This is a genomic window from Nannocystis pusilla (assembly GCF_020073745.1).
Lineage (GTDB): Bacteria > Myxococcota_A > Polyangia > Nannocystales > Nannocystaceae > Nannocystis > Nannocystis radixulma.
The window spans coordinates 268591-292297 of sequence record NZ_JAIRAU010000011.1 but is presented as its reverse complement, the minus strand read 5'-3'; the positions used below and the strand labels follow the sequence as shown (position 1 = coordinate 292297).

Here is a 23707-nt window from a genome sequence, read left to right as displayed (position 1 = left end):
GCGCGGTCGAAGCGGCCCGGGCGTGGCTGGGCGGCGAGCTGGAGGCGGGCGCGGCGCGTACGGCCGCGTCCGCCGCTCACGAGGCCGCACGCGAGGCCGCAGAGGATCCCGCCGCGTCCGCGGCGGCTCACGCGGCGGGCCATGCGGCGGCGTCGGCCCACATGCCGGCGCACGCGGCCCATGCGGCGAATTATGCGGTCTCGGCGGTCGCGCACACAGCGGCGCGCGAGGCGGCCGAGCGCACCGCGAGCGAGCGGGATTGGCAGCAGCTGCAATTGCCGGAGCACCTGCAGGCGGCCGTGAAGGGCCCGCGCCGGAGCTGACGTTGCGGGGCCCGCAAAGTCGGAGGTCGATCGTGGTCGCACGGGGGTCGGCGAATTCACCGCCGAGCGTGCACGGCACTGTGCACACTCGAGGCCGCTGAATCGAGGGCCGGGCCGCGCGACGGGCAAGTCACGCGCGGGCCGGCGCGCGGCGGGGTGACGTCGGTTGTCGCGCTGCGCGGCAGTGCCCACATTCGGGCGCATGCGCCTCGGGCTGTGTTGCACGTTCCTCGACGGGTCGATCAAGTTCCGCGCCACGACCGCGCGGTTCGTCGGCGGCAAGCTGCGCGCGGCGCAGCGGCTGTTCCTCGGCGAGCTCGCGCTCGACAACGCGGCGGCCCTGGCGAGCGCGGTGACGTGGTGCGCCGAGCGGGGCGTCGGGGCGTTCAGGATCTCCTCGCAATTGTTCCCGCTCGCCACGCACCCGGAGGTCGGCTACGCGCTGGAAGAGCTGCCGACGTGGGGGCGGCTCGAGCGGCAATTGGCGGAGGTCCGCGCGACGGCGCAGGCGCGAGACGTCCGCCTGAGCTTTCACCCCGATCAATTCGTGGTGCCCGGTTCGATGTCTCCGGAGGTGGTGAAGAGCTCGCTGGCGGAGCTCGAGCATCAGGCGCGCATGGCCGAGCTGGTGGGCGCCGAGCAGATCACGCTGCACGGCGGCGGGGGGCAGCCGGACAAGGCGAGCGCGCTGGCGCGGCTCGAGCGCGGGCTCGAGCGGCTGTCGCCGCGGGCCCGCGCGCGGGTCGTGCTCGAGAACGACGACCGCGTGTTCACGGTCGCCGACCTGCTGCCATTGTGCGAGCGGGCCGGATTGCCGCTGGTCTACGATGTTCACCACCACCGCTGCTTGCCCGACCACCTGAGCGTGGAGGCGGCGACGGAGCTGGCGGCGGCGACCTGGGGCGCGCGCGAGCCGTGGACGCACGTGTCGAGCCCGAAGGGCGGGTGGACGGCGACGCGGCCGCAGCTGCACGACGACCACGTGCGCCCGGAGGACGTGCCGCGCTGCTGGCTCGGGCGGCGCTTGACGATGGACGTCGAGGCCAAGGCGAAGGAGCAGGCGGTGCTGCGGCTGCTCGCGTGGGTGCGGGCGCAGGAGCGGCGACTGGCGGCGTAGCGCCGCCGCTGCGCTCACGGCACTTCCATGCGCACGAAGTGCTGCGGGATGACCACCTTCGTCCGCGGCGAGCAGCGCTTGACCTCGTCGACGAAGGCGCGCAGGTCGTCGCTGACGGGCTCGTCGACGGGCGGGCCCTGCCAGTCGTCGAAGTGATTGGTGTAGACGAGGGGCGGCTGGCCGAGCGCCCGCATCAGGCGGCAGGTGTAGTCGTCGACCTTCTCGCGCAGGCCGGTGGCGATCACGGCGACGTCGGGGCGCAGGCCGGTCAGCTCGGCTTCGATGAAGTTGGCGGTGCCGAGGAACAGCACCTGGTGGCCGGCGACCCGCACGAGGTAGGCGAGGGTGCCGCCCTCGGCGTAGCCGTCGAAGCGCAGCGGCAGCTGCGGCTCGGCGGCGATCTGGCCGCCGAGGAATTCGTCGCCGATGCGCGAGTGCAGGCTCGGGATGACGCGCACCGACCAGCCGTCGCGGGCGATGTCCTCGCCGCCGCGGACGGCGACGATCTGGCTGGCAGGCAGGCCGCTGGCCCGGGCGAGGCGGGCGGTGCTCTCGCTGCCGACGAGCTGGGCGCCGGTGGCAGCGGCGACCGCCGGGGCGTCGAGCACGTGGTCGACGTGCGAGTGGCCGACGACGACGAGGTCGGCGCGGGCCGGGGCGCGGGCGGCGATGGCCGCGGGGTCGGGCACGAGCGGGGCGTCGAGGTCGGGGCGCGAGAAGTAGGGGTCGACGAGGATGGTGGTCGGGCCGGCGTCGAGCTGCCAGCCGGCGACGCCGAACCAGGTCAGGGCGATCGGGGTGCGCTCGCCGGCGTCGTCCGACGAGGGTCGCGGTTCGCGGCCGCCGTGGCAGGCGACCAGCGTGAGGGCGAAGATCAGGGCACGCATTCGGCGCGTGAACGCGCGGGCCGGCCCGCCTGTTCCGCCTGCAGGATCAGCGCGCCACATTCGCCGCAGGTCGGCTGCTCGCGCACGATCGCTAGCACCGGGCCGACGCCGACCATGTAGGCCATCATCAACGGCAGGCAGACGGCGAAGTCGGCGGCGAGGAACGGCGAGGCGGGGAGCAGGAACAGCGGGACGGTGAAGTACAGCTTCCACCACCGCCGCGCGGCCGGCGAGTTCTCGTATTCGACCGCCACGGCGCGCTGACAGCGGGTGCATTGCATACACGGCGTGTCGACCATGGCGGCAAGCTAGCACGGGTCCTGCGGCGAAAACGCGGGTGCGGCGCCCGGACGCACCCGACCGATCGAAGGCCGGGCATGTGCGCCCGCTCGCATGTCACGCGGGGTCGGTGACGCGGCCGTAGAACAGCAGCGCGCCGCTGCGGGTGTCGCGGATGTAGAACAGGAACGGGTGGTCGACGACGAAGGGGATCGACTGCGCCGGCGCGTTGCCGACCGCGATCTCGATCGCGGGCACGCCGGTGGCCTCGGAGCCGCGCTCCTCGACCGCGAGCCGGGCCCGGTGGTGCACGGCCGACAGCGCGAGCTTCTTCTCGCCGGCCATGGCGCTCAGGTCGGCCTTCTTGGGGTCGAACACGCGGGCGGCGCCGAGCTTGAACAGCGCCGGCCCGAGGTCGACGTGGCTGTCGAGGGTGAAGCGCGGCAGCTTGAGGTCGATCGAGATCGGCTTGGCGGCGTCGAGCCAGCTCTGCAGCTTGGCGGCGCTGATGCTCTTCTCCATCGCCTTGAGGCCGTCGCGCTTCGAGGGCAGGAGGATGACCATGCTGTACTCGCCGCCCTTGTAGGGGATCTCGAGCACGCGGATCTTGCCGGCCAGGCCGAAGGCGAGGCGCAGGCGCTGCACGGCGTGCATCATCGGCACCGGTCGCCGGTGCTCGACGCCGTGGAACATCTGGTCGGTGGTGGCGGAGGCGTCGAAGGGCTCCTGCCAGTCGGCCTTGAAGTAGGCGGCGTCGGCGGCGAGCAGCAGGGTGGTGGCGGCGAGCCCGTCGGCGGGCACGACCTCGTCGATGTGGTCGCCGGTCCGATCGCGCATCCAGCCGTTGATCCGCGCGCGCGCGGCCGTGAGGTCGCCGGCGGCGAGGTCGAGCGGCTCGAGGGCCGCGGCGAACACGGTGCGCGTCCTGTCGATGAACTCGGGCTTGAACGCGAACCTCTGCTCGCCGAACAGCCGGCTGGCGGCGGTGAGGGTGATGTTGCCGTCGGGGTGGGTCCAGCGCGCCAGCATGCCGGCGAAGGCGGCGTGCAGGCCGTCGGCGGCGGGGGCATCGATGTTCAGCACCTTCGCCAGCTCCTTGGCCGTGGCGCCGCCGCTGCCGGCGTGCACCTGGGCCAGCGCGACGGCGACGCTCATGCCGGAGACGAGCAGGTTGCCGGGCTGCTTGGCGAGCTTGCGCTGGAGGTCGATGGTCAGCTCGTTGATGCTGCGGACGACGACGGGCTTGAGCTCGGTCGCGACGCGCGGGGGCGGGGGCGGCGGCTCGGCAGGCTCGGCCGCTTTCACGGGGGCGGGCGCCGGCGCGGTTTTTTCGGCGGGGGGCGGAGGCGTCGGGGCCGGTGCACTGACGGCCGTGTCCGGCGCGGGCTTCGCCGCGGTGTCGCAACCGGCGAACGCGAGGCAGACGACGAGGATGCGAGGGGCTCGCTGCGACATCACCCGGACATCTTGCCGCAGAACGCCGCGCACGAGCGCGCGTGCGGCGAGCCACCGGCACTGTCGGGGGCAGCAGAAGACAATGGCAACACCCAACATTCACCGGTGCGCCCCCGTTGCGCGCGCGGCGGGTGAACGCGGCAGTTGCCGCCGGGGCCGGCCCGGACCAAACCTCGCGGCGCGTGCTCGACCTCGTCCTCGTCCTGGCCTTCGTCGCCTACTCGGTGAACGCAGGCCTGCGGGCGCGGCGCTTGGCCTCGCGCGATCTCGGCGAGTACTTCCTCGCCGGTCGCACGCTGCGCGGCTGGCAGGCCGGCGCGAGCATGGCGGCGACGCAATTCGCGGCCGACACGCCGCTGCTCGTCACGGGCCTGGTGGCGCTCGGGGGCCTCGGGGCGCTGTGGCTGCTGTGGATCTACGGGCTGTCGTTCCTGCTGCTGGCGCACGTGTTCGCGGGGCCGTGGCGGCGCGCGGGGGTGCTGACCGACGCGGAGCTGGTCGAGCAGCGCTACGGCGGCCGCGGCTCGCTGGCGCTGCGCGCCTGCAAGGCGCTCTACTACGGCGGGGTGCTCAACAGCGCGGCGCTGGCGATGGTGCTGGTCGGCGCGGTGCGCTTCACCGAGGTGTTCTTGCCGTGGCACGCGTGGCTGCCGGCGGGCTTCATCGATCCGCTCGCGCGGGCGGTCGGCGAGTTCGCCGGCGGGTTCGTGGCGAGCAGCACGGTGGCGCCGGAGGTCGCCGGCGCCGACGCGCTGATCAGCGTCGTCGTGCTGATGGGCTTCACCGCGCTCTATTCGATGACCGGCGGGCTGCGGGCGGTCGTCGCCACCGACATCGCCCAGCTGGCGATCATGATCGTCGGCACGGTGATCTACGCCGGCGTGGTGCTGGTCGACCTCGGCGGGCCGGGCGGGATCGTCGACGCGCTGGTGGCCCGTCACGGGGCCGCGCAGGCGGAGCGCTGGCTGTCCCTCGGGCCAGGTAGTGAGCTGGGCCCGGCGCTGCTGGTGGTGCTGGCGCTGCCGTGGCTGTTCCAGGCCAGCTCCGACGGGACCGGCTACCTGGCCCAGCGCTGCATGGCCTGCACCGACGAGGCCGAGGCGCGCCGCGCCGGCGTGATGTTCGCGTGGCTGCAGATCGTGCTGCGCAGCCTGCCGTGGGTGATCGTGGCGCTGGGGCTGCTGGTGATCGTGCCGCCCGGGCCCGGGGCGGTCGACGTGGCGGCGCGCGAGCAGACGTTCGTGCAGGGCATCGACCTGCTGCTGTCGCCCGGGGCGCGCGGGCTCATGCTGGTGGCGATGCTGGCGGCGCTGGCGTCGACGATCGACACGCACCTCAACTGGGGCGCGAGCTACTGGAGTCACGACGTCTACGGCCGGCTGTGGTGCGAGGCGCTGCGCGGGCGCAAGCCGTCGGGGCGCGAGCTGGTGTGGGTGGCGCGCGCGGCCAACGTGGCGCTGGTGGTCGTCGCGTTGACGCTGGCGGCGCGGATCGGATCGATCCAGGCGGCCTGGCACATGAGCCTGCTGTTCGGCGCCGGCATCGGCGCGGTGCTGCTGCTGCGGTGGACGTGGGAGCGGATCAACGTGTGGAGCGAGTTCGCGGCGATCGCCGCCAGCCTGGTGCTCGCGCCGGTGCTGCTGCTCCACTGCGACGAGGTGCCGCTGCGCCTGTCGCTGATGGCGATCGCGTCGACCGGCATCACGGTGGGCGTCGCGCTGTGCACCCCGCGGGCGGAGCCGGCGGTGCTGGCCGAGTTCTACCGCCGGGTGCGCCCGCCCGGCTTCTGGGGCCGCACCGCGACGGCGCTCGGCGAGGAACCTCGCGCGTCGCGGCGCGAGCTCGCGCGCGGGCTCGGCCGCGTGGTGCGGGAGGGGCTGGGGCTGTACCTCGCGCTCTACGGGTCGGTGCGGCTGCTGTTCCCGCTGCCGGGGGAGGGACGGCTCGGGGCGGTGGTGGCGCTGGCGATCGCGGGGGGGCTGGTGCTGTGGTCGCGGCGGCGCGGCGATTGATCACAGGAGTGTGGGGACATGTCGAATGAGACATGTCTTCGTGATCATGTGCGGGCGCGCCCTCACGGCGACTCACCGGCGACGGCGACCGGGAGCTCGACGATGAACGTGGCCCCGGCGCCCGGGAGGCTGTCGCAACGGATCGAGCCGCCGTGCGCCTCGACGAGCCTGCGGCTGAGGTACAGCCCGAGGCCCAGGCCCCCGTAGTGCTTCTCCGACACCGCACGCTCGAAGCGGCCGAAGATCCGCTCGCGCTGCTCCGGAGCGACGCCGATGCCGTGATCCCGGACCGCGAGCTGCGCCACGCCGCCTTCCCCGCGGACGAACAGCTCGATCGGGGCGCCGGCCCCGAACTTGATGGCATTGGCGAGCAGGTTGGTCACGACGCGGTCGAGCCGCTCGCGATCCCATCTCCCCACGACGGGAGCCCCGCTGTCGATCGACAGCGGGCAGCGGGCGCGCGCGAGGTCCATCTCGAAGCGCTCGGCCACCTCGCGGACGAGGGCGACGAGGTCGACGTCCGCGAGCTCCAGCGCCAGCGGCCCCGCCTCCATCCGCGAGACGTCGAGCAGATCGTTGGTGAGCCTGGTCATCCGGGCTCCCTGCCGCTCGGCGAGCACGACCAGCCTGTCGATGGTCTGCGGATCGAAGGGCCGGCCCGAGAGCGTCGCCCGGCGCAACGACTCGAGCGCGAGCATGAGCGAGGTCATCGGCGTGTGCAGCTCGTGGGAAGCGACGGTGAGGAACTCGCTGCGGGCGCGGACGGCCTCCTGGGAGGCGCGGTAGAGGCGTGCGTTGTCGATCGCGGTCGCGGCGCGGCACGCTGCTTCCTCCGCCAGCTCGAGATCGGCGCGGCCGTAGCGGCCCGGGACGGCCGAGACGAGGGTCAGCACTCCGAGCGTCTCCCCGCGCGCCACGAGCGGGACCACCATGGCGCTCTGCGCTCCCAGCTCGCGGAGCAACCGCTTGTGCTCGGCGTCCACGGTGGTCGTTCGCATGCGCTCGTCGGGGAGCCGGGGGAACAGGAGCGGCGCACCCGTCCTGAGGACCACGGCTGCCGGGTGGGGCGAGTCCCAGCGAGGGGGATACCGCCGCTCGAGCTCCTCGAGCAACCGCTCCTTCGCGGGATCCTTGTGGGCCCCGGAGACGCGCTGGATCGCCCCGGCCTCGACGATGTCGATCAGGCAGAAGTCGCAGAACGAGCGCACGCACAGCCGCCCGAGGCGGTCGAACGTCTGCTCGTAATCGAGGGAGGCGGAGAGGATCTTCCCGGCCTCGACCAAAAAGGCGGCGCGCTGCAGGAGCAACGCGTTCTCGAGGGAGATGGCCGCCTGCGTGGCGCACAGCGAGAGCGCGACGAGCCGATCGGGCGTGAAGGCGCCGGCGAGGAGGTTGTTCTCGAGGTAGAGCAGGCCGACCACCTCGGCCTGCCGCAGGATCGGCAGGCAGAGGATCGACTTGGGTCGGTGCCGGTCGAAGTAGTCGTCGCCGGCGAGCTTGTCGGCGTCGGCGGCCGCGTCGCTCAGGATGACGCGCTCCTTCGTCCGGTGCGCATAGTGGGCGACGGACGCGGGGATCCGCTGGGAACCATCCACGGGCATGGGCTCGAGGACGGTCGTCATCACTCCCCTGGGTTCGAGGATCGCCTCCGCCTCGATCGAGAGGCTCTCGCCCCGGCACAGGACGAGGCAAGCCCGCTGCGCGCCGCCCTGCTCGAGCACGATCGAGAGCAGCGTGCGCACCAGCTTGTCGAGGACGATCTCGCTCGAGATGGTCTGCGAGGCCTTGGTCACCGACCAGAGGTCGAGCTCCACCGGGCGGACCGCGACGGTGGCGGTGGGCGCGAGGGTCCTCGGCTCGAAGAGGCGAGGATGCTGTCGGTCGAGCTGCTTGACCTTGCCGTCGGCCCCCCACAGGGCATAACAGGCGCGTGCGTCGCGGAGATGGGCGAGGCCGTTCCTGTCGAGGCCGCGGTCGAGATAGAAGCGGCCGGCCAGCTCGTCGGCCAGCGCCTCGTTCTGCACCAAGCCGGCGTCGTGGGCCGAGCGGATGGCCCGCTCGTAGAGGTGCATGGCCTCGAGGTCGCGGCCGGAGATGCGGGCGAGCTCCGCGCCCACCAGCGCCGCGCGGTTCTCGAAGTTCTCCGGGCAGTGCTGAGCCCATCGTTCGAGCTGTTCGTGGTGGGCGGCCAGCGCTTCGACATGCTGTTGCCGCTGGCCGGCCGCCGCGGCGGCGCCGGCGGCGGCGTGGGACAGCGCGTCGTAAAAGTGATAGTCGGCCGTCTCGATGAATGACGGCAATGTCCAGAGCAACCGTCGCGCTCGCGGCGCGGCCGCGAGGGCGGCTTCAGGATCGCCGGCGAGGAAGCGCGCCTGCAGCTTCTCGATCCAGTAGCGGCACTCGGCCTGCGCGAGCGCCGGGTTGCTGGCCAAATGGCGCTCGAACCGGCGCTCGTCGAACTGCCCGTCGTCGAAGGAGCCGAACGTCGGCGTCGCGCCGCGCAGCATCCGGACGAACTGCAGCTGCGTGGCGACGATGTCCGCGGCGAAGCCGAACCGCACCTTCTGCACGAATGCCAGGCCGTTTTCGGCCTCGCGTTGCACCTCGACCAGCGGATCTCCGGCCGTGAGCCTGATGCTGTTCAGCTGGTAGCAGGCGAACGCGGCGAAGGTGACGTCTCCGGTCTCGTTCGCCGTCTCGAACGCGCGACGCGCCAGGTCCCGGCCGGCCCGGACGTGCCTCATCCACGGCATGATCATCGTCCCGAAGACCATGTAGATCCTGGGCTGGAAGCGCTTCAGGCCGCGTCGTTCGGCCAGTTCGTAGCCGAGCTGGCCGAAGCGGAATCCAGCCGCGGGGTGACCGAAGAGCGGCCCGGCGACCATGCCGACGTTGGGATATGCGAGGCACGAACCATCGCTGTTGCCGCGCTCGAGGCTGAGATTCGCGGCCCTGCAGGCGACCAGGGCGAACAGCCGCACATCCGTGAGGATCGCAGGCGAGGCGACTTTGGTCAGGACATCCAGAGTAGCGAGGGATGCGGGGTCGGTCATCAAGGGCAGGTCGATGAGCGCCTCGATCGCGCGCTTCCCGAGCCGGGACCAGAGCTGCTCGTATTCGCGTCGCGCCTCCTCCTCCGTGGGATGCGGCGACCAGTCGACGCCCACATGGCGGAGGTAATCGAGGGCGACGGCGACGGCGCGGTCGCTCCGATCGAGGTTCATGTACACATCCAGGCGCACGCAGGCGACGGCCGCCTGGTCGACGACGGTTTCGGCCCGACCCCGGAGCATCGCCAGCCGCTGCTCCGCGGCCTCGAGCGCGCCGGTCAGGAACTCGCATTCCGCCCGGTGGAGCTCCAGCGCGAAGGTGAGCCCGTACAGGCGCTCCCAGCGGTCCTGGGGGAGCAGCGCCGCGCCGGCGGCGAGGTAGGTCAGGGCCGATGCATAGGCCGTCGCCTTCCTGGCGCGTTTGCCGGCCATGAGATTGAGCCCGGCGATCCGCTCCCGCTCCTCTTGTGATTCGACCAGGTCGCTGCCGCGATTGAGCTGATTGACGACATCGAAGATCTTCTCGGCGATCTCGTCAGGCGTCAGCCGCGAGGCCAGGATCCGGCCGATGCGCAGGTGGGTCTCGGCGCGCGATGCTTCGGGGATCAGCGAATAGGCGGCCTCCTGAACCCGGTCGTGGAGGAAGATGTAGCCCTCGTCCTGGCGGAACACGAGGCCCGCCCGCACGGCGGCCCAGAAGGCGGCGTGGATCGCCTCCGCCGGCCGCTCGAGCACGAGGCCGAGGGTCTTGAAGTCGACGGTGTTTCCCAGGCAGGCGAACTGTTTCAGGGCGCCCTGCGTGTCCTCCGGCAGGCGAGCGAGCTTGGCCAGCATCAGGTCGACGACGTTGTCGGTGTAGCCCTTGGCGTGGATGCGCGGCAGGGCCCAGGTCCAGGCGCCGATGCCGGGGTCGAAGCGCAGGAGCTTCTCCTCGGCGAGGGTCGTCAGGAACTGGATGGTGAAGAACGGGTTGCCGCCGGTCTTCTCGAACACCAGGCGCGAGAGCGGCCGGGCCCGCTCGGGCGGACCGTGGAGCGCGTCGGCGACGAGCCGCTCGACGTCTTCCAGGGCCAGCGGGGCCAGGACGATCTCTCGCACCATGCCGCCCGCCTCGCGGATCGCCGCGAGGCTGCGCGTCAGCGGGTGGCTGCGGTCGACCTCGTTGTCGCGGTAGGCCCCGACCAGGAGGAGGTGATGCACGTCCGGGTGGGTCGCCAGATCGGCGAGCAGGGCCAGCGTCCCGGCGTCCAACCATTGCAGGTCGTCGAGGAAGAGCACCAGCGGATGCGCGGCCCGGGCGAACACGCCGATGAGCCGCCGGAACACCGTCTGAAACCGGTGCTGCGCCTCCTGGGGCGGCAGCTCCTCGACCTCGGGCTGGGGCCCGATCACGAGCTCGAGCTCGGGGACGAGGTTCACCATGAGCTGACCGCTCGCGCCCAGCGCCTCGCGCAGGGCGTCTCGCCAGCGCCCGATCCTCGCCTCGCTCTCGCCCAGGATCTGGCGGACCAGACCCTGGAAGGCCTGGGCCAGCGTGGCGTAGGGGATGTCGCGTTTGTACTGGTCGAACTTGCCGGCGATGAAATACCCGCGCTTTTCGACGATGGGCTTGTGCAAGGCCGTGACCAGGGCGCTCTTGCCGACCCCCGAATAGCCGGACACGGTCACCAGCGCCGACGCGCCCGTCGCCGCCACGGCGTCGAATGCGGCCAGCAGCGCGGCGGTCTCCCGCTCGCGTCCGTAGAGCTTGTGCGGGATCAGCAAGCGGTCCGAGACGTCGTCGCGACCGAGCGGGAACGGCTCGATCCGCCGGCACGCCTGCCACTGGGTCCGGCAGCGCTCCAGATCGGCCGCGAGACCGCCGGCGCTCTGGTAGCGCTCCTCGGGCGTCTTGGCGAGGAGCTTGAGCACGACGCGCGTGAGGGGCTCGGGCAGCCCGGGGACGAGCTCGGCGGGGGACGGAGGAGCGCGGGCCACGTGACAATGGACCCACTCCAGCGGATCTTCCGCGGCGAAGGGGAGCTCTCCGGTGAGCATCTGATAGAAGGTGACGCCGAGAGAGTAGAGATCGGCGCGGTTGTCGATCGCCCGGTTCATTCGTCCCGTCTGTTCCGGCGACAGGTAGGGCAACGAACCCTCGATGAGGCGCACGGGCTGCTGCTCGCGCGGGAGGCGGGACGCGAGCCCGAAGTCGGCGAGCTTGACCTCGCTCGTCGCGGGATTGACGAGGATGTTGGCGGGCTTGAGGTCCCGGTGGACGACGTCCCGCCGGTGGACGTCCGCGACGGCCCGCGCGATGCCGATCGCCAGCGAGAGAAAGCGGTCCACCGCCATCGGCGCGCCGAGCAAGGCGTCGAGCGCCACTCCCCCGAAGTCCTCCAGGACGAGGGCCGGCATGCCCTCGTACGTCTCGAGGGCGAGCGGCTTGACGACGGCCGGGGAGGCGAGCCGCGTGCCGATCTCGAATTCGTGCTTGAGCTGCTCGAGGTCCTGCGGTCGGCGGCGCCGCGGATCGAGCACCTTGATCACGACGGGGCAGCCGTCGGCGTTCCTGATCGCGCGATAGACGACGGCTCTGCCGCCGTGGGAGAGAGAGCTCGTGATGGTGTACGGAGGGGGCGAGGTCATCGCGCGGATCCGAGACGAGCGAGACGCTCGCCGGGCTCTGCCCGATGACGGTTGGGCTCGGCGGCCTCGTCCGGCGGGTCGGGCGGCGCCAGGACTGCACGGGCCATGATGTCGCGCGCCCTCGGCATGACCGGACCTGCGGTGCCGGATGACTGTTGCATGCCAGGAGAGCTTTGCAAGCCGCGCCGCGGCGCGCGAGTCGAAGGCGCGTTCGGGTCGGTGCAATCGCCGCTCGGCTCCGCGGCTCGCGGTCGATGACGGCGAGCGCCGCCGCCGCAGCGGCGATCGCCGGCGTGAAGGCGACGGCCCGCGCGAGCACCTCCTGGCCGGCGTGGGCGGCAACGGTGAGGCGTCCGGCGCGGCTCAGCCCGTCGACCTCGACGAGGCGGGACAGACGCGGCGCCCTCGCCCGCGGCCGCGGTGTCGTCGGAGACGGGGCGCCCGCGGTCCGCCCGCGACGCCATCGCCGGCACGGGCGAAGGGGTCGCCTTCACGTGTGATGATTAACCGAGAGCGCGGCGCTCGTCGAATCGCGCAGCGGGCGTCGGTATGTGCCGACGGGACATGTTTTTTTGGGACATGTCCGTTCGGGCATGTGACTGCGGTCGCCTCGATCGCGAGTGAACCTGGCTATTCGGACAGGCGCACCGACAGCGCGTCGCCGGCGGGGATGGAGATGAAGACGAAGTCGGAGAGGCCGTCCTCGTTGAGGTCGGTCAGCACGAAGCCGCGGGCGTAGCCGAGCTGGAAGCCGGGCGGTCCCGGGGACACGATCGTGCCGTCGACCTCGATCGTGCGGGCCATGGTCTGGCCGTCGGTGGCGGTGTAGACGACGTCGGGGCGGGTATCGTGGATCAGGTCGCCGAGGGCCATCTGCCGCTTGCCGGTCTCGAACAGCGGGCTGAGGACGACCGGGCTCCAGGCCCCGCCGCCGAGGTTCACGGCGGAGCGCATCTGGAGGGTGCCGTAGCGGTCGGCGGAGACGACGTCGTTGTCGCCGTCGCCCTCGAAGTCGACGAAGACGACCGGGCCGCCGCCGACGAGGCCGTTGCCGGGGTGCAGCGGGCCCAGGTAGGTGAAGCCGCCGAGGCCGTCGCTGCGCAGCTGACGGGGCGACTCGACGCTGCGGTCGGTGGCGACGATCACGTCGGTGTGCACGCCGTCGACGCTGCCGATCCCCAACCACGGGACCCAGGCGCTGTACAGGACGTCGGCGACGAACATCGTCAGCGGCTGATCGGAGTAGGTCCAGGAGGTGCCCGCATTCGAGGTGATGCTGCTCAGCCGCTTGTGGACGGTGTTGCTGACGCCTTGATGAATGGCGACGGCGTCGAGGTCGCCGTCGTTGTCGAAGTCGGCGGCGGCCAGGTGGGTGCCGACGGTGGGACCGCTCGGGAACGAGTCCTCGAGCACGAACCCGCCGAGGCCGTCGCCGAGCAGCAGATCGATCCGCGGCACCGGGCCGGCGAAGCTGACCACGAGGTCGAGCTTGCCGTCGCCGTCGAAGTCGCCGGCCGCGGCGCCGGTCGGCGGATCGACGGGGGTCAGCACCGGCGTGGCGAGGGCACCGCTGCCGTCGCCCCGCAGGACGGCGATCCCGCCGGTCGCGCCGGGGACGATCAGGTCGGCGTGGCCGTCCTGATCGACGTCGCCGGCGAGCAGCAGGCCGGCGCCGGGGACGGGGTCGTAGACGATCGGGGCGGTGTAGCAGGTGCGCAGGTCGTCCCAGGCGAAGTTCTGCTCGCATGGCGGAGCGCCGCCGGTGGTGGTGGAATCACCGGTGGTGGAATCACCGGAGGTCGAGGTGGTCGAATCACCAGAGGTGGAGGTGCTCGTGCTGCTCTCGCCGGCGGTGGTGCTCGAGTCCGCGGAGGTCGAGCTGGTGCTGTCGCTGGTGGTGGAGCTCGTGTCGCCGGTGGTGGAGCTCGTTTCTCCGCTGCTCGAATGGCAGGACGCGCTGGTGGCGGACGAACTGGTGGTGGTGGTCGAGGTCGCCGGCTCGCCGCCGTCGGGCGGCGGACAGGCGCACAGGGTGAGGACGAGCCATCCGAGGGTGTGGGTATACGTCGACTTCAGTTGCATCGGCCCGGGAGTGTTGGCCGGCGCGTCGCGGCTCGCAAGCGCGGTCGCCGGCGGGATCCTCATTTCGCAGGAGGGACGGATCGAGGCGACGGCGGCCAGATTGTGACCACGCGGAGCGAGACGTCGACAGGCCGGCGGTGGAATACTCATTTCGGGCGCGCGACGGAACGGGACGAGGGCGGCCAGATTGTGAGGCGTGGACGTCCCCGGGTCGTCGGCGAGGTGCTGATTTCGCGTGCGCGACGGAACGGGACGAGGGCGGCCATGCCTCACGCCTGCCGGCGCGCTTCGGTGGCGCCGCGGCGCACGAGCTCGTCGAGCAGCGCGAACAGGGCCGTGTTGCGGAGCACGGAGCCGTGGCTGCCGGCGAGCCGCGGGACCGCGCGCCGCAGCTCGGCGCGGAACGCTGCGGGGCCGAGAGTGCCGCGCGCGCGCAGGTCGGCGGCGAGGGCGGCGAAGCTGCGCTCCGCGGCGAGGGCGGCGAACAGGTTGCGGTGGCGCGGGTCGTCGCCGAGGGCCGAGCGATCGCCGAGGATGGCGCGCTGCAGGCGGAGGAGGTCGACGTCGTCGAGGTCGCCGAGGGTGCGGATCTTGTCGTCGGCGAGGCCGGCGGCGCGCTGGTCGGCCTCGACGTGATGAATGCGGACGTGCGCGGGCAGGGCGGTGGCGTGCAGCCGCGTCAACACGACGCTGTTCGAGACCATGTCGACCCAGGCCCGCTCGCGCCGCCAGAGCTGACGCAGGTCGAGGCGGGGATCGGCGAACCCGGCCCACGGGGTGTCGACGGCGAGCAGATCGACGGCGGCGAAGTCGGCCACGCAGGCGGCCTCGAGCCGGAGACCGTCGCGCACGGCCTCGGCGCTGCCGCGCACGCGGATCTTCCCGCGGCGCAGGCGGCGGTGCGAAAACAGCGGGAACCACCGCGGGTCGGTGAGCGAGTTGAGGGCGCAGCGAGCGACGATGCCGCCCATCGAGTGGGCCACGATCACGACCTCCGGCCGCGGCGCGTGACAGGCGAGCTCGGCGAGCGCGCGGGCGAGATCGTCGCCGCTGCGGTCGAGGTAGCGGCCGATGTCGTCGTACACGAACAGATACGGCTGCACCTCGCCGCCGCTCCGCGCACGCTCGGCGAGCGCGCGCAGCTCCCCCGGGTGGCCCTTGATGCCGTGGACGAGCACGAGCGGCCGCATCCGCGGGTTGACGCGGCCGTAGGGCGCGAGCACGCCGCGGCCGCCGTGGGCGGCGAGCAGCGCCTGCTCGCGTGATTCGCCGAGGTCGTCGGGGCCGAGCGGATCGAGCGAGAGCACGACCTTCGAAGATACGGCGAATGTCTCCAGCGGCAGGCCGCGGCGCGACCGAGGTCACGCGACGAAATGCGAGTACGGCGCCGGTCGGCGCGGCGACCGCCGGCTCCGGACGTATTGCTGGGTGCGGCGAGATCCGTGTATCTCTGCAGGAGTGGCCGCGATGTCCGGCGCGGGAGCGGTGCCCTCAATGCCGCGGAGCGAAGCCCCGCGCCGATCGTTGGCGCGGTGGTGGAATACGAACACGACCCGGCGAGTCATCACACGCCCTCTCTCGACGCACGCATGATTCACCGGGCGCTGGTCTTCGGGGTGCTGTTCGGCGTCGTCGCCTGTGGCCGCGACGCCGCGACGCGGGCGCCCGAGGTCGCCGTCGCCGCGAGCGAGCCCGTCGACGTGTTCGCCGGGTCCGAGCTGCCGCCGACGCACGCGGCGCTGCCCGGCGATCCGATGGAGGTCTCGGTGCACCGGCTGGCCAACGGGCTCACCGTGTATGTCAGCACCGATCGCCAGCAGCCGCGCTTCTCGGCCAGCATCGTGGTGCGCACCGGCAGCCGCAACGATCCGGCGGACTCGACCGGGCTGGCGCACTACCTCGAGCACATGCTCTTTAAAGGCACCGACGAGCTCGGCACGCTCGACCACGCGGCCGAGCGGGTGCACCTCGACGCGATCGCGGGGCTGTACCGCGAGCTGCGCGGCGCGAGCGCGCCGGAGCAGCGGCAGGAGATCCTGGCGGCGATCGACCGGGCCAACGTCGAGGTCGCGGCGGCGGCGATCCCGGGCGAGTTCGACCGCGTGCAGGCCGAGCTCGGCATGCGCGGGATCAATGCCTATACCTCCCATGATTATACGGAGTTCGTCGCCGACGTGCCGGCGACCCGCCTGGAGGCGTGGGCGGCCCTCGAGGCCGAGCGGTTCGAGGACCCGATCTTCCGCCTGTTCTACCCCGAGCTCGAGGTGGTCTATCAGGAGAAGAACGACTCGCTCGACGACCCGGGGGAGCGCGAGCTCGACGCGACGCTGCGCAACCTGTTCCCGCGCCACCCGTACGGCACGCAGACGATCTTCGGCGAGACCGAGCACCTCAAGCTGCCGGCCTATCACGACATGGCGGCGTACTACGAGCGGTGGTACGTGCCGAACAACATGGCGGTGCTGCTGGCGGGCGACATCGACGCGGCGGTGGCGCTGCCGGTGCTGGAGCGGACGCTCGGGCGGCTGCAGCCGGCGCCGCTGCAGCCGCCTCCGGCCGCGTCGCTGACGCCGATCGCGGGGCGCGTGCAGTCGGAGTTCGTGGCCGACGGCCAGGAGGAGGTCGTGCTCGGCTGGCAGACGGTCGCGGCGGGCCACCCCGACGAGCCGGCGCTCGCGGTGATGGCGGGCCTGCTGTTCGACGACACCACGGGGCTGGTCGACGTCGAGCTCGAGCTGAGCCAGAAGGTCCCGGCGGCCGGGGGGTGGTCGCACGGGATGCGCGAGGCGGGGCTGCTGGTCACCTACGCGGCGCTGCGCGCCGGCCAGACGCACGCGGAGGTCGAGGCGCTGCTGCTCGAGGTGATCGCCGGGCTGAAGCGCGGCGAGTTCACGCAGGCCGACGTCGACGCGATCGTGCTGCACCACGGGCTGGCCGAGAAGCGCCGGCTCGAGCGGGCCTCGGGGCGCATGGGCAAGCTGCGCGACGCGTTCGTCGAGCGCCGCGCGTGGGCCGACGTGCTGGCGCGCGACCGGCGGCTGCGCGAGGTGACCCGCGCGGACGTGATCCGGGCGGCGAACAAGTACCTCGGGCGGGGCTTCAGCGCGGTGTACCGCCGGAGCGGCACGCCGGAGGTCGCGCGCATCGAGACGCCGGCGATCACGCCGTTCGCGATCGACACGACGCGCCGCAGCCGCTTCGCGGAGCAGATCCTGGCGATGCCGGGCGCGACGCTGGCGCCGGAGTGGCTGGTCGAGGGTACGCACTACGGCCGCGTGCAGCTGCCGGCCGGCCCGCTGGTGGCGGCCCGCAACGCCCGCAACGACCTGTTCGAGGTGACGTACCTGTTCGAGCGCGGCCTGCGGCGCGAGCCGCTGCTGTGCCACGCGCTCGCCGTGCTGGCGGAGTCGGGCACCGCCGGGACGCCGGCGGAGGCGCTGAAGAAGCGGCTGTACGCGCTCGGGACCCGGGTGCGGTTCGCCTGCAGCTCGCTCGGCTCGACGGTCACGATCGACGGGGTCGACGCCAACATGGACGCGAGCGTGCGCCTGGTCGAGCGGTGGTTCCGCGAGGTGCACGTCGACGCGGAGCGGCTGCGGGCGATCGTCGACAACGCGCTGTCGACCCGCCGGCACGCGCTCGCGGACCCGGCGGTGCTGGCCGACGCGCTCGCCGACTACGCGCTGCTCGGCGCCGACAGCCCGTACCTGCTCGAGCCGAGCAACGCGCGGCTGGTCGAGGCGACGCCCGCGCGGCTGGCCGAGCTGTTGCGCGAGTTCCCCGACCATCGCCACCGCACGTTCTACTTCGGGCCGCGCACGGCGGCGGCGGCCGCGAAGGCGCTGGCCCTCGGCGACCGCCACCGCACGGTCCGTGCGCGCGCGGCGTGGCGCTTCCGCGAGGTGGCGGCGCCGACGCTGTACTTCACCCACCGCGAGGTCGCCAAGTCGTCGATCGTCGTCGGCATCCCGACCGCGCCGCAGTCGCGCGAGCGCAGGCCGTCGGCCCGGCTGCTCAACGAGTACCTCGACGGCAGCATGAACGGGCTGCTGTTCCAGGAGCTGCGCGAGGCCCGGGGGCTGGTCTACGACGCGTCGGTGCGGCTGTTCCCCGGCGAGCGCCCGCGCGACGCGTGGCTGCTGCGCGGCGGCTTCGAGACGCAGTCGGAGAAGGCGACCGAGGCGCTGCAGACGTTCCTCGAGCTGCTGCGCCGGCCGCTCGACGAGCACCGCCTCGGCAGCGCGCGGATCGCCGTCGAGGAGGAGCTCCGCGGCGCTCGCGTCGACCCGCGCCACAGCGTGTGGATGGTGGCCCGCTGGGACGACCTCGGCGAGCGCCGCGACCCGCGCCCGTGGCTCCGCGAGCAGCTCGACCGGCTGACGCCGGAGGCGCTGCAGGCGTTCGCCGGCAGCTACGCCGAGCGCCCGCCGGTGGTCAGCCTGGTCGGCAACCGCGACCGCGTCGACCTCGACGGCCTGCGCCGGCTCGCGGCGATCGTCGAGGTCGAGCCGGCGAGCCTGTTCTCGTTCGGGGAGTTCCCGGCGGGGGAGTGATGTGTTTGATGGGACATGTTCAAAGAAGCATGTCCTGTCGAGCATGTCTTACCCGCGCTGGTTGACCTCGATGGCGGCGCGGACGGCCGACTCGAGCGCGCCCTCGACCCACGCATGCTTGAGCGAGGTGTGCTCGCCGGCGAAGTGCAGGGGACCCTCGGGGGTGGCCACGAAGGGGTGGAGCTCGAGCATCTGGCCGGGGATGAACACGGCGGCCTCGCCGAAGGCGTAGGGGTCGCGCATCCAGCTCTGGGTCTGGCCGCGGCCGGTGAAGAACGCCTCGACGCGGTCGCCGTGGACGTCCTGCACGCCGCGCAGGGCGTAGGCGTAGCGGTCGTCGTCGTCCATCGCGTCCCAGCGCGAGGCGTCGTCGGCCCAGGTGTAGGAGGCGAGGAGGACGCCGCCCTGGGCGCCGGGGATCGCGTGCGAGGGGTAGTAGATCGTGCGGTTGGGGTTGTCGGTGACCGAGCCGCCGCCGAACACGCGGGTGACCAGGCCCTTCTCGTACTCGTCGTAGAGGCCGGGCTGGATCGCCTCGAGCTCCTTGTGCCAGTCGTCCTCGGTGAACTCCCACCAGCGGCGGCTGAACTCGAGCACGATCTTGGTGGCCGAGTCGTAGTGCATCTCGATGATCGCGCGGCGCTTGCCGTACGACAGCGGCGGCTCGATCTCGACGTGGCGCAGGGCCGAGAACGGGATCGTCACGATCGCCAGGTCGGCGGTGTACTCGCCGGTCGGGTCGCCGGCCTCGTCGACGGTCTCGACGCGCACGGCCGGCCCGGCGACGCCGTCGCCGGTCTCGATGCGCACGACCCGGCGGTTCATCACCAGCTGGTCGCGCAGCTCGGGCTCCAGCGCGTACGGCAGCCGCCAGCAGCCGCCGTCGATCTCCCAGTAGCGCGCGCCGGGGTTGATGTCGCTGCGGCCGATGAAGGTGTGCATGAACCCGAGCGGGAGCCGCGAGGTCGCGTTCTCGATGGTGCCGATGGCGTCGACGGCGCTGGTGTCGAGCATGGCGTACTCGGTGAGGTAGCGGTACATCGACCAGCCGTCGAAGTCGTACAGCGCCTGGGCCCAGCCCTCGATCCACTCGGCGGTCGGCTTGTTCTCCCGCGTGCCGTCGGGCAGCTCGTCCGAGAAGTAGTCGCGGACCGGGTCGAGCGCGGCGTTGAACAGCTCGGCGGCGGTGCGCCCGGCGTCGGTGCCCATGACGCCGAAGCTGTCGTTGATCGCCTCCGGGTCGTCGGCGTAGTCGCGGCGGCGCACGCGCTCGCCGTTGACGGCGATCCAGGTGCGCAGCGCCTGGTCGGGCGGGGCGAAGGCGGGGGCGAGCGGGCCGTTTTGCCACACCTCGCCGGTGAACGACTTGTAGACGACCGGCGGCACCGAGGTGGGGGTCGGCGCGACGACGTCGACGTAGTAGAACAGGCGCCGCGGCAGGCCGAGCTTGTCGATCAGGGCGATCGTCAGCGGGTGGAAGTCGGGCAGGCGCATCGCCCCGGCCTCGGCGTACTGCTCCGGGTCGGCGAACGGCGGGTCGTGCGGGTCGGTGGCGCGGAAGGTCTTGATCCGCCCGCCGATCCGGTTGGCGTTGGCCTCGAGGATGGTGACGTCGTGGCCGGCGCGCTTGAGCAGCGTCGCCGCGGCGAGGCCGGCGATCCCGGCGCCGAGGACGAGCACCTTGCGCGGCCGCTCGGCCGGCGGCAGGCCGTCGTCGATCAAGATCTTGAGATACTCGAGCTTGAGGTCGCGCCCGTCCGGACCGACGAGCAGCAGGTCGCGCGCGACCTTCATCGCAGTGTCCCAGCGATCGCCGTCCAGCTGCGGCTCGGCCCCCCGCTGCTCGAAGTCGCAGGCGACGCCCAGCGCCAACCATCCACTCAGCTTGCCGAATTGTCTGCGCCCCAGCGTCGTCATTGCGCGCTGTCCATAGCGGAGCCGCTGCGGGTTGCACGTGCTCCGGCGCATGAGGCAGGCGCCACGGCGAACGCTGCGCCGAGTGTGCGAGCGGGCGGGCGATCGCGAATGCGAGGAGTGGCGGTCGCCCGGCGGGCGAAACTGCGCGTGGGTCGGTGCATAAGATGTCCCGAGGGACAGATTCGTTCGGCGCCGCGCGACCGGGTATCCTGGAACCCGTGAGGGACGCACCGCGCGACGATCGAGGGCTGCTCGCAGGCCGCTACCGGCTCGACGCGTGGCTCGGCGGCGGGGCGATGGGCGACGTGTACGCGGCCGAGGACGCGGCGACCGGCGGGCGCGTGGCGATCAAGCTGCTGAACGAGCGCCACCGCGAGCGGCCGGAGGCGCGCGAGCGGTTCCGCCGCGAGGCGCAGGCGGCCGCGCGCATCGACCACCCGCACGTGGTGAAGCTGCTCGACTTCGGGGCCGAGCCGGGCGGGCTGCCCTACCTCGTGATGGAGCTGCTGGCCGGCGAGAGCCTCGACTGCACGCTCGAGCGCGAGGTCCGGCTGCCGTGGCCGGCGGTGACGACGATCGCCGGGCAGGTGGCGGCGGGGCTGCAGGCCGCGCACGACCTCGGGGTCGTGCACCGCGATCTCAAGCCGTCGAATTGCTTCCGCACCGGCGACGGCGAGGCCCAGGTGATCAAGATCGTCGACTTCGGCCTGGCCAAGCTGCGCGGCGGGCCCGAGGGGGTGCGCGAGCTGACGGCGACCGGGGCGTGGCTCGGCACGCTGCGCTACATGGCGCCCGAGCAGGCGCACGACCCGGCGAGCGTCGACGGGCGCGCCGACCTGTACTCGCTCGCGGTCATCGTCTTTCGCCTGCTCACCGGCGCGGCGCCGGTGCAGGGGGACAACGAGCTGCACTTCCTCAACAACCTGCTGCACGCGCCGGCGCGCGCGCTGGCCGAGGCGGCGCCGGGCTTCGCGTGGCCGGAGGCGCTCGAGGGGTTCTTCCGCACGGCGCTGGCCCGGCGGCCCGAGGAGCGCTTCGCCGACGCGCGCAGCTTCGCGGCCGCGCTGCTGGCCGCCGCGCCCGGGGGCGTGGCGCCGCTGCCGATCGTCGGGGCCGCGCGCGACGACGAGGCGTTCGCGCCGACCGAGCTGGCTGCGCCGTCGCGGCGCGAGCCGGCGTCCGCCCGCGCGGTGGCCGACACGTGCCGGGAGATCGCGGCCATGACGGCGATCTATGTCGACGCGCGCCAGAGCTGGGACGACGAGCGCTACCCGCTGCCGGGCGGCACGACGCTGGTGATCGGCCTCGGCGAGCTGTGCGTGGCGCAGGAGCAGGCGATCGTCTGCCCGATCGCCGGGGTGGGGCCGAGCCCGCGATCGATGGCGCAGCGGGTCTGTGAATTCGCCGGGCCGCAGGTCGCGGCCGCGGTGATGTCGCTGCGGGCGCGCTCGCCCGGGCACCTGTATCCGCTCGACGGGGGGCGGCTGGCGGCCGGGCGCGTGCTGTTCGCGGCGATGGCGAGCGAGGCGATCGGGGTGCTGCGCATGCGCGAGTGGAGCGAGGTGTTCGCCGCCAACACGCTCGCGCTGGTCGAGCGCCTGCAGATCGCGGCGCTGGCCGTGCCGGCGCTGTTCTGGGGCGCGCCCGGGGCGGGGCGACGGTCGGGGATCGTCGCCGTGGTCGAGGCGTTCGCGCGCGTGCTGCTGGCGGCGCCGTGCCCGGGCCTGGCGACGCTGCGGCTCGTCATCCCCGACGGCGGCGAGGCGCTGGTGCGGGCGGGCGGCGAGCTGTCGCTCGACCTGTCGCCGCTGTCGCCGGCGCCGCTCGAGCGGACGCAGCGGTTCGTGCTCGGCCGCTATCGGGCGATGCACGAGCTCGGCGCGGCGCTGCGGGCCGCCGTGCCGCGCGAGCTGCGGGCCGACGAGTACGGCGAGCGCTGGAGCTTCCGGGTGGTGCAGACGGGCCGGACGCTGGCGCGCGCGGAGCTCGAGGGCGGGGTGACGCCGGCCGCGCTCGGGCTGAAGCACGGAGCGCGGCTGGTGCTCGCATTGCCGTGAGTCGGGCCCGATTCACGGTGTCATCATTGGAACTTCGGGACAGGGCCGAGGCGTCGCTGTCCGCGCCGGCGCGGGAGCGTCAGCGGTTGCGCCAGGCGACGACCTTCGGGTGGGCCGCGACCGCCTGCTCGAGCGCGCCGGCTCCCTCGTCGGCGCCGCCCCGTCGCTGGACCTCGCGCGTCACGCGCTGCGGCGCCGAATGCTCAAACTCAGGATCGAGCGCCCGCACCCGTGAGCCGTCGCGGTCGGCGGCGTCGAGGTATGAGCGGGCTACGAGCGCCGCAGCCTTCCACCTGTGTGTGACGGCCCGCGCGATCAGGAACGAGCCAATTAGCCACGCGGCGGCCAGTGCCTTGCTGACCCATCCCGGGTAAAACAGCAGGAGAAGGAACTCCAGTTCGGACGTCAATTGGACGACGCCTGAAAACCGGCCATATATGCGAGCATAGTAAACGTCCCAATCTTCTGCGGCAAAAGCTGGGACTCGGGGTCGTCTGTTGACGCCCGGGCTTGAATTCAGAGCCGGGGCCGCGACGGCGGCCGCCTGGAGTCGCTGCCGCCTGGCGAGGTAGCCTCTGGCGTAGCGCTCCACAAGGCCGCCCCATATTTCATGGTACAGCCAGAGCGCCAGCGCGACCTGCCACCAGACCAGGCCGAGGTGATCAAGCAGCGGGAAGTACACGAGCAAGCCGAGGTAATAAATCAATGCAATCGGCGTCAGCGCGGCGAGGCCCCAGAACTGATTCGTCGGCAAGATGCCCCACCGCTGCGGCGGCAAGGGCTTGGGCGTGGAGGTCGCCAGCGTCTGCGTCACTTGTTCTGCGCTCCGTTGCACTTGTCAGTAATCCAGCCGAACACCTTTTGGGCCACAAAGGTACCGGCGCTCCCGCACTGCTTCTTCTTGGTGAGAAGGAAGCAGCTTCCTCCAACCAGAGTGGCGGCGGTAGCGCCAGCGATCCCGCCGGCCACCGTACACTTTAGATCACGGGAATCGTCGAACGTGCCCGTGAAGTTGGCCTCTTGCCAGACCTGCGCGACGCTCGCGGCGACGGCAAGGGCCTGAGCGGGCTCCAGACCTGCGAGATCCGTCGCCTCCGCGGCCAGGTGCCCATCGCGAAACCATACCTCGGCGAGGACAGCATCGCCGAGCATCACTGCGCCGTACCCGGGGCCGTCCTCCTCGCCGGACACGTCCAGGGAAACGAGCCCGACCGCCGGCAATTCGTACGCGATCTCGAGGCGAACGCCGTCGCTCAGATCCAGGGAGACCTCGAGATTCTCGAGTGCCACTGGCGCCTGCAGCAGGCTCCCGAGGAAATCGCCGCCGGGCGCGACAGACGCCGGGCG

14 protein-coding genes are annotated in these 23707 nt (G+C 72.3%); 5 read left to right on the top strand and 9 right to left on the bottom strand.

What is annotated here, in order from left to right; genetic code table 11:
- A partial coding sequence (locus K7C98_RS12710) for a putative immunity protein (protein WP_224191889.1) occupies nucleotides 1-323 on the top strand: 323 nt, incomplete at its 5' end.
- 202 nt (nucleotides 324-525) lie between these two features.
- On the top strand, nucleotides 526-1440 hold the full coding sequence (gene uvsE, locus K7C98_RS12705; protein ID WP_224191888.1) for a UV DNA damage repair endonuclease UvsE: 915 nt from the start codon (nucleotides 526-528) through the stop codon (nucleotides 1438-1440).
- Between the two features lie 14 nt (nucleotides 1441-1454).
- On the opposite strand, the gene K7C98_RS12700 is transcribed toward uvsE, so the two are convergent.
- The 3 genes from K7C98_RS12700 to K7C98_RS12690 all read right to left on the bottom strand — a co-directional run bounded on the left by K7C98_RS12700 (nucleotide 1455) and on the right by K7C98_RS12690 (nucleotide 3911).
- A complete protein-coding gene (locus tag K7C98_RS12700; RefSeq protein ID WP_224191887.1) occupies nucleotides 1455-2327 on the bottom strand; it encodes an MBL fold metallo-hydrolase in 873 nt (290 codons plus the stop codon).
- Complete coding sequence (locus K7C98_RS12695; protein WP_224191886.1) at nucleotides 2315-2626, bottom strand: hypothetical protein; 312 nt, start codon at nucleotides 2624-2626, stop codon at nucleotides 2315-2317. Before K7C98_RS12695 ends, K7C98_RS12700 begins: the two co-directional genes overlap by 13 nt.
- Nucleotides 2627-2723: 97 nt before the next feature.
- Nucleotides 2724-3911 (bottom strand): serpin family protein, encoded by a 1188-nt coding sequence (locus K7C98_RS12690; protein ID WP_224191885.1) that lies wholly within the window; start codon nucleotides 3909-3911, stop codon nucleotides 2724-2726.
- 332 nt (nucleotides 3912-4243) lie between these two features.
- On the opposite strand from K7C98_RS12690, the gene K7C98_RS12685 reads away from it, so the two are divergent.
- Nucleotides 4244-6073 (top strand): sodium:solute symporter family transporter, encoded by a 1830-nt coding sequence (locus K7C98_RS12685; RefSeq protein WP_224191884.1) that lies wholly within the window; start codon nucleotides 4244-4246, stop codon nucleotides 6071-6073.
- A gap of 62 nt (nucleotides 6074-6135) precedes the next feature.
- Here K7C98_RS12685 and K7C98_RS12680 read toward each other — a convergent pair whose 3' ends face one another.
- From K7C98_RS12680 to K7C98_RS12670, 3 genes are all read right to left on the bottom strand, one after another.
- Nucleotides 6136-11751: an AAA family ATPase gene (locus K7C98_RS12680; RefSeq protein ID WP_224191883.1), complete on the bottom strand. Its 5616-nt coding sequence runs from the start codon at nucleotides 11749-11751 to the stop codon at nucleotides 6136-6138.
- A 630-nt stretch (nucleotides 11752-12381) separates the two neighbouring features.
- Nucleotides 12382-13833, bottom strand: coding sequence for an FG-GAP repeat domain-containing protein (locus tag K7C98_RS12675; RefSeq protein ID WP_224191882.1), 1452 nt, complete (start codon nucleotides 13831-13833; stop codon nucleotides 12382-12384).
- 269 nt (nucleotides 13834-14102) lie between these two features.
- Complete coding sequence (locus K7C98_RS12670) at nucleotides 14103-15140, bottom strand: esterase/lipase family protein (RefSeq protein ID WP_224191881.1); 1038 nt, start codon at nucleotides 15138-15140, stop codon at nucleotides 14103-14105.
- Between the two features lie 282 nt (nucleotides 15141-15422).
- On the opposite strand from K7C98_RS12670, the gene K7C98_RS12665 reads away from it, so the two are divergent.
- Entirely contained in the window at nucleotides 15423-18386 is a 2964-nt protein-coding gene (locus tag K7C98_RS12665; RefSeq protein WP_224191880.1) for a M16 family metallopeptidase, read from the top strand.
- Between the two features lie 48 nt (nucleotides 18387-18434).
- Here K7C98_RS12665 and K7C98_RS12660 read toward each other — a convergent pair whose 3' ends face one another.
- Nucleotides 18435-20303 carry a flavin monoamine oxidase family protein gene (locus K7C98_RS12660; RefSeq protein WP_224191879.1) on the bottom strand — a complete coding sequence of 623 codons (1869 nt, stop codon included), beginning with the start codon at nucleotides 20301-20303 and terminating at the stop codon, nucleotides 18435-18437.
- Between the two features lie 218 nt (nucleotides 20304-20521).
- On the opposite strand from K7C98_RS12660, the gene K7C98_RS12655 reads away from it, so the two are divergent.
- Nucleotides 20522-22360, top strand: coding sequence for a serine/threonine-protein kinase (locus K7C98_RS12655; RefSeq protein ID WP_224191878.1), 1839 nt, complete (start codon nucleotides 20522-20524; stop codon nucleotides 22358-22360).
- 79 nt (nucleotides 22361-22439) lie between these two features.
- On the opposite strand, the gene K7C98_RS12650 is transcribed toward K7C98_RS12655, so the two are convergent.
- Both K7C98_RS12650 and K7C98_RS12645 read right to left on the bottom strand, forming a co-directional pair.
- A complete protein-coding gene (locus tag K7C98_RS12650) occupies nucleotides 22440-23174 on the bottom strand; it encodes a hypothetical protein (RefSeq protein ID WP_224191877.1) in 735 nt (244 codons plus the stop codon).
- Entirely contained in the window at nucleotides 23171-23650 is a 480-nt protein-coding gene (locus tag K7C98_RS12645; protein WP_224191876.1) for a hypothetical protein, read from the bottom strand. The genes K7C98_RS12650 and K7C98_RS12645 overlap by 4 nt, the downstream gene beginning before the upstream one ends.
- Nucleotides 23651-23707: the final 57 nt, after the last annotated feature.

What these genes read in the sequence shown, in the direction of transcription:
- K7C98_RS12680 (WP_224191883.1), bottom strand. Translation starts at nt 11,751, where the DNA reads ATGACCTCGCCCCCTCCGTACACCATCACGAGCTCTCTCTCCCACGGC.
- K7C98_RS12665 (WP_224191880.1), top strand. Translation starts at nt 15,423, where the DNA reads ATGATTCACCGGGCGCTGGTCTTCGGGGTGCTGTTCGGCGTCGTCGCC.
- K7C98_RS12660 (WP_224191879.1), bottom strand. Translation starts at nt 20,303, where the DNA reads ATGACGACGCTGGGGCGCAGACAATTCGGCAAGCTGAGTGGATGGTTG.
- K7C98_RS12675 (WP_224191882.1), bottom strand. Translation starts at nt 13,833, where the DNA reads ATGCAACTGAAGTCGACGTATACCCACACCCTCGGATGGCTCGTCCTC.
- K7C98_RS12695 (WP_224191886.1), bottom strand. Translation starts at nt 2,626, where the DNA reads ATGGTCGACACGCCGTGTATGCAATGCACCCGCTGTCAGCGCGCCGTG.
- K7C98_RS12700 (WP_224191887.1), bottom strand. Translation starts at nt 2,327, where the DNA reads ATGCGTGCCCTGATCTTCGCCCTCACGCTGGTCGCCTGCCACGGCGGC.
- uvsE (WP_224191888.1), top strand. Translation starts at nt 526, where the DNA reads ATGCGCCTCGGGCTGTGTTGCACGTTCCTCGACGGGTCGATCAAGTTC.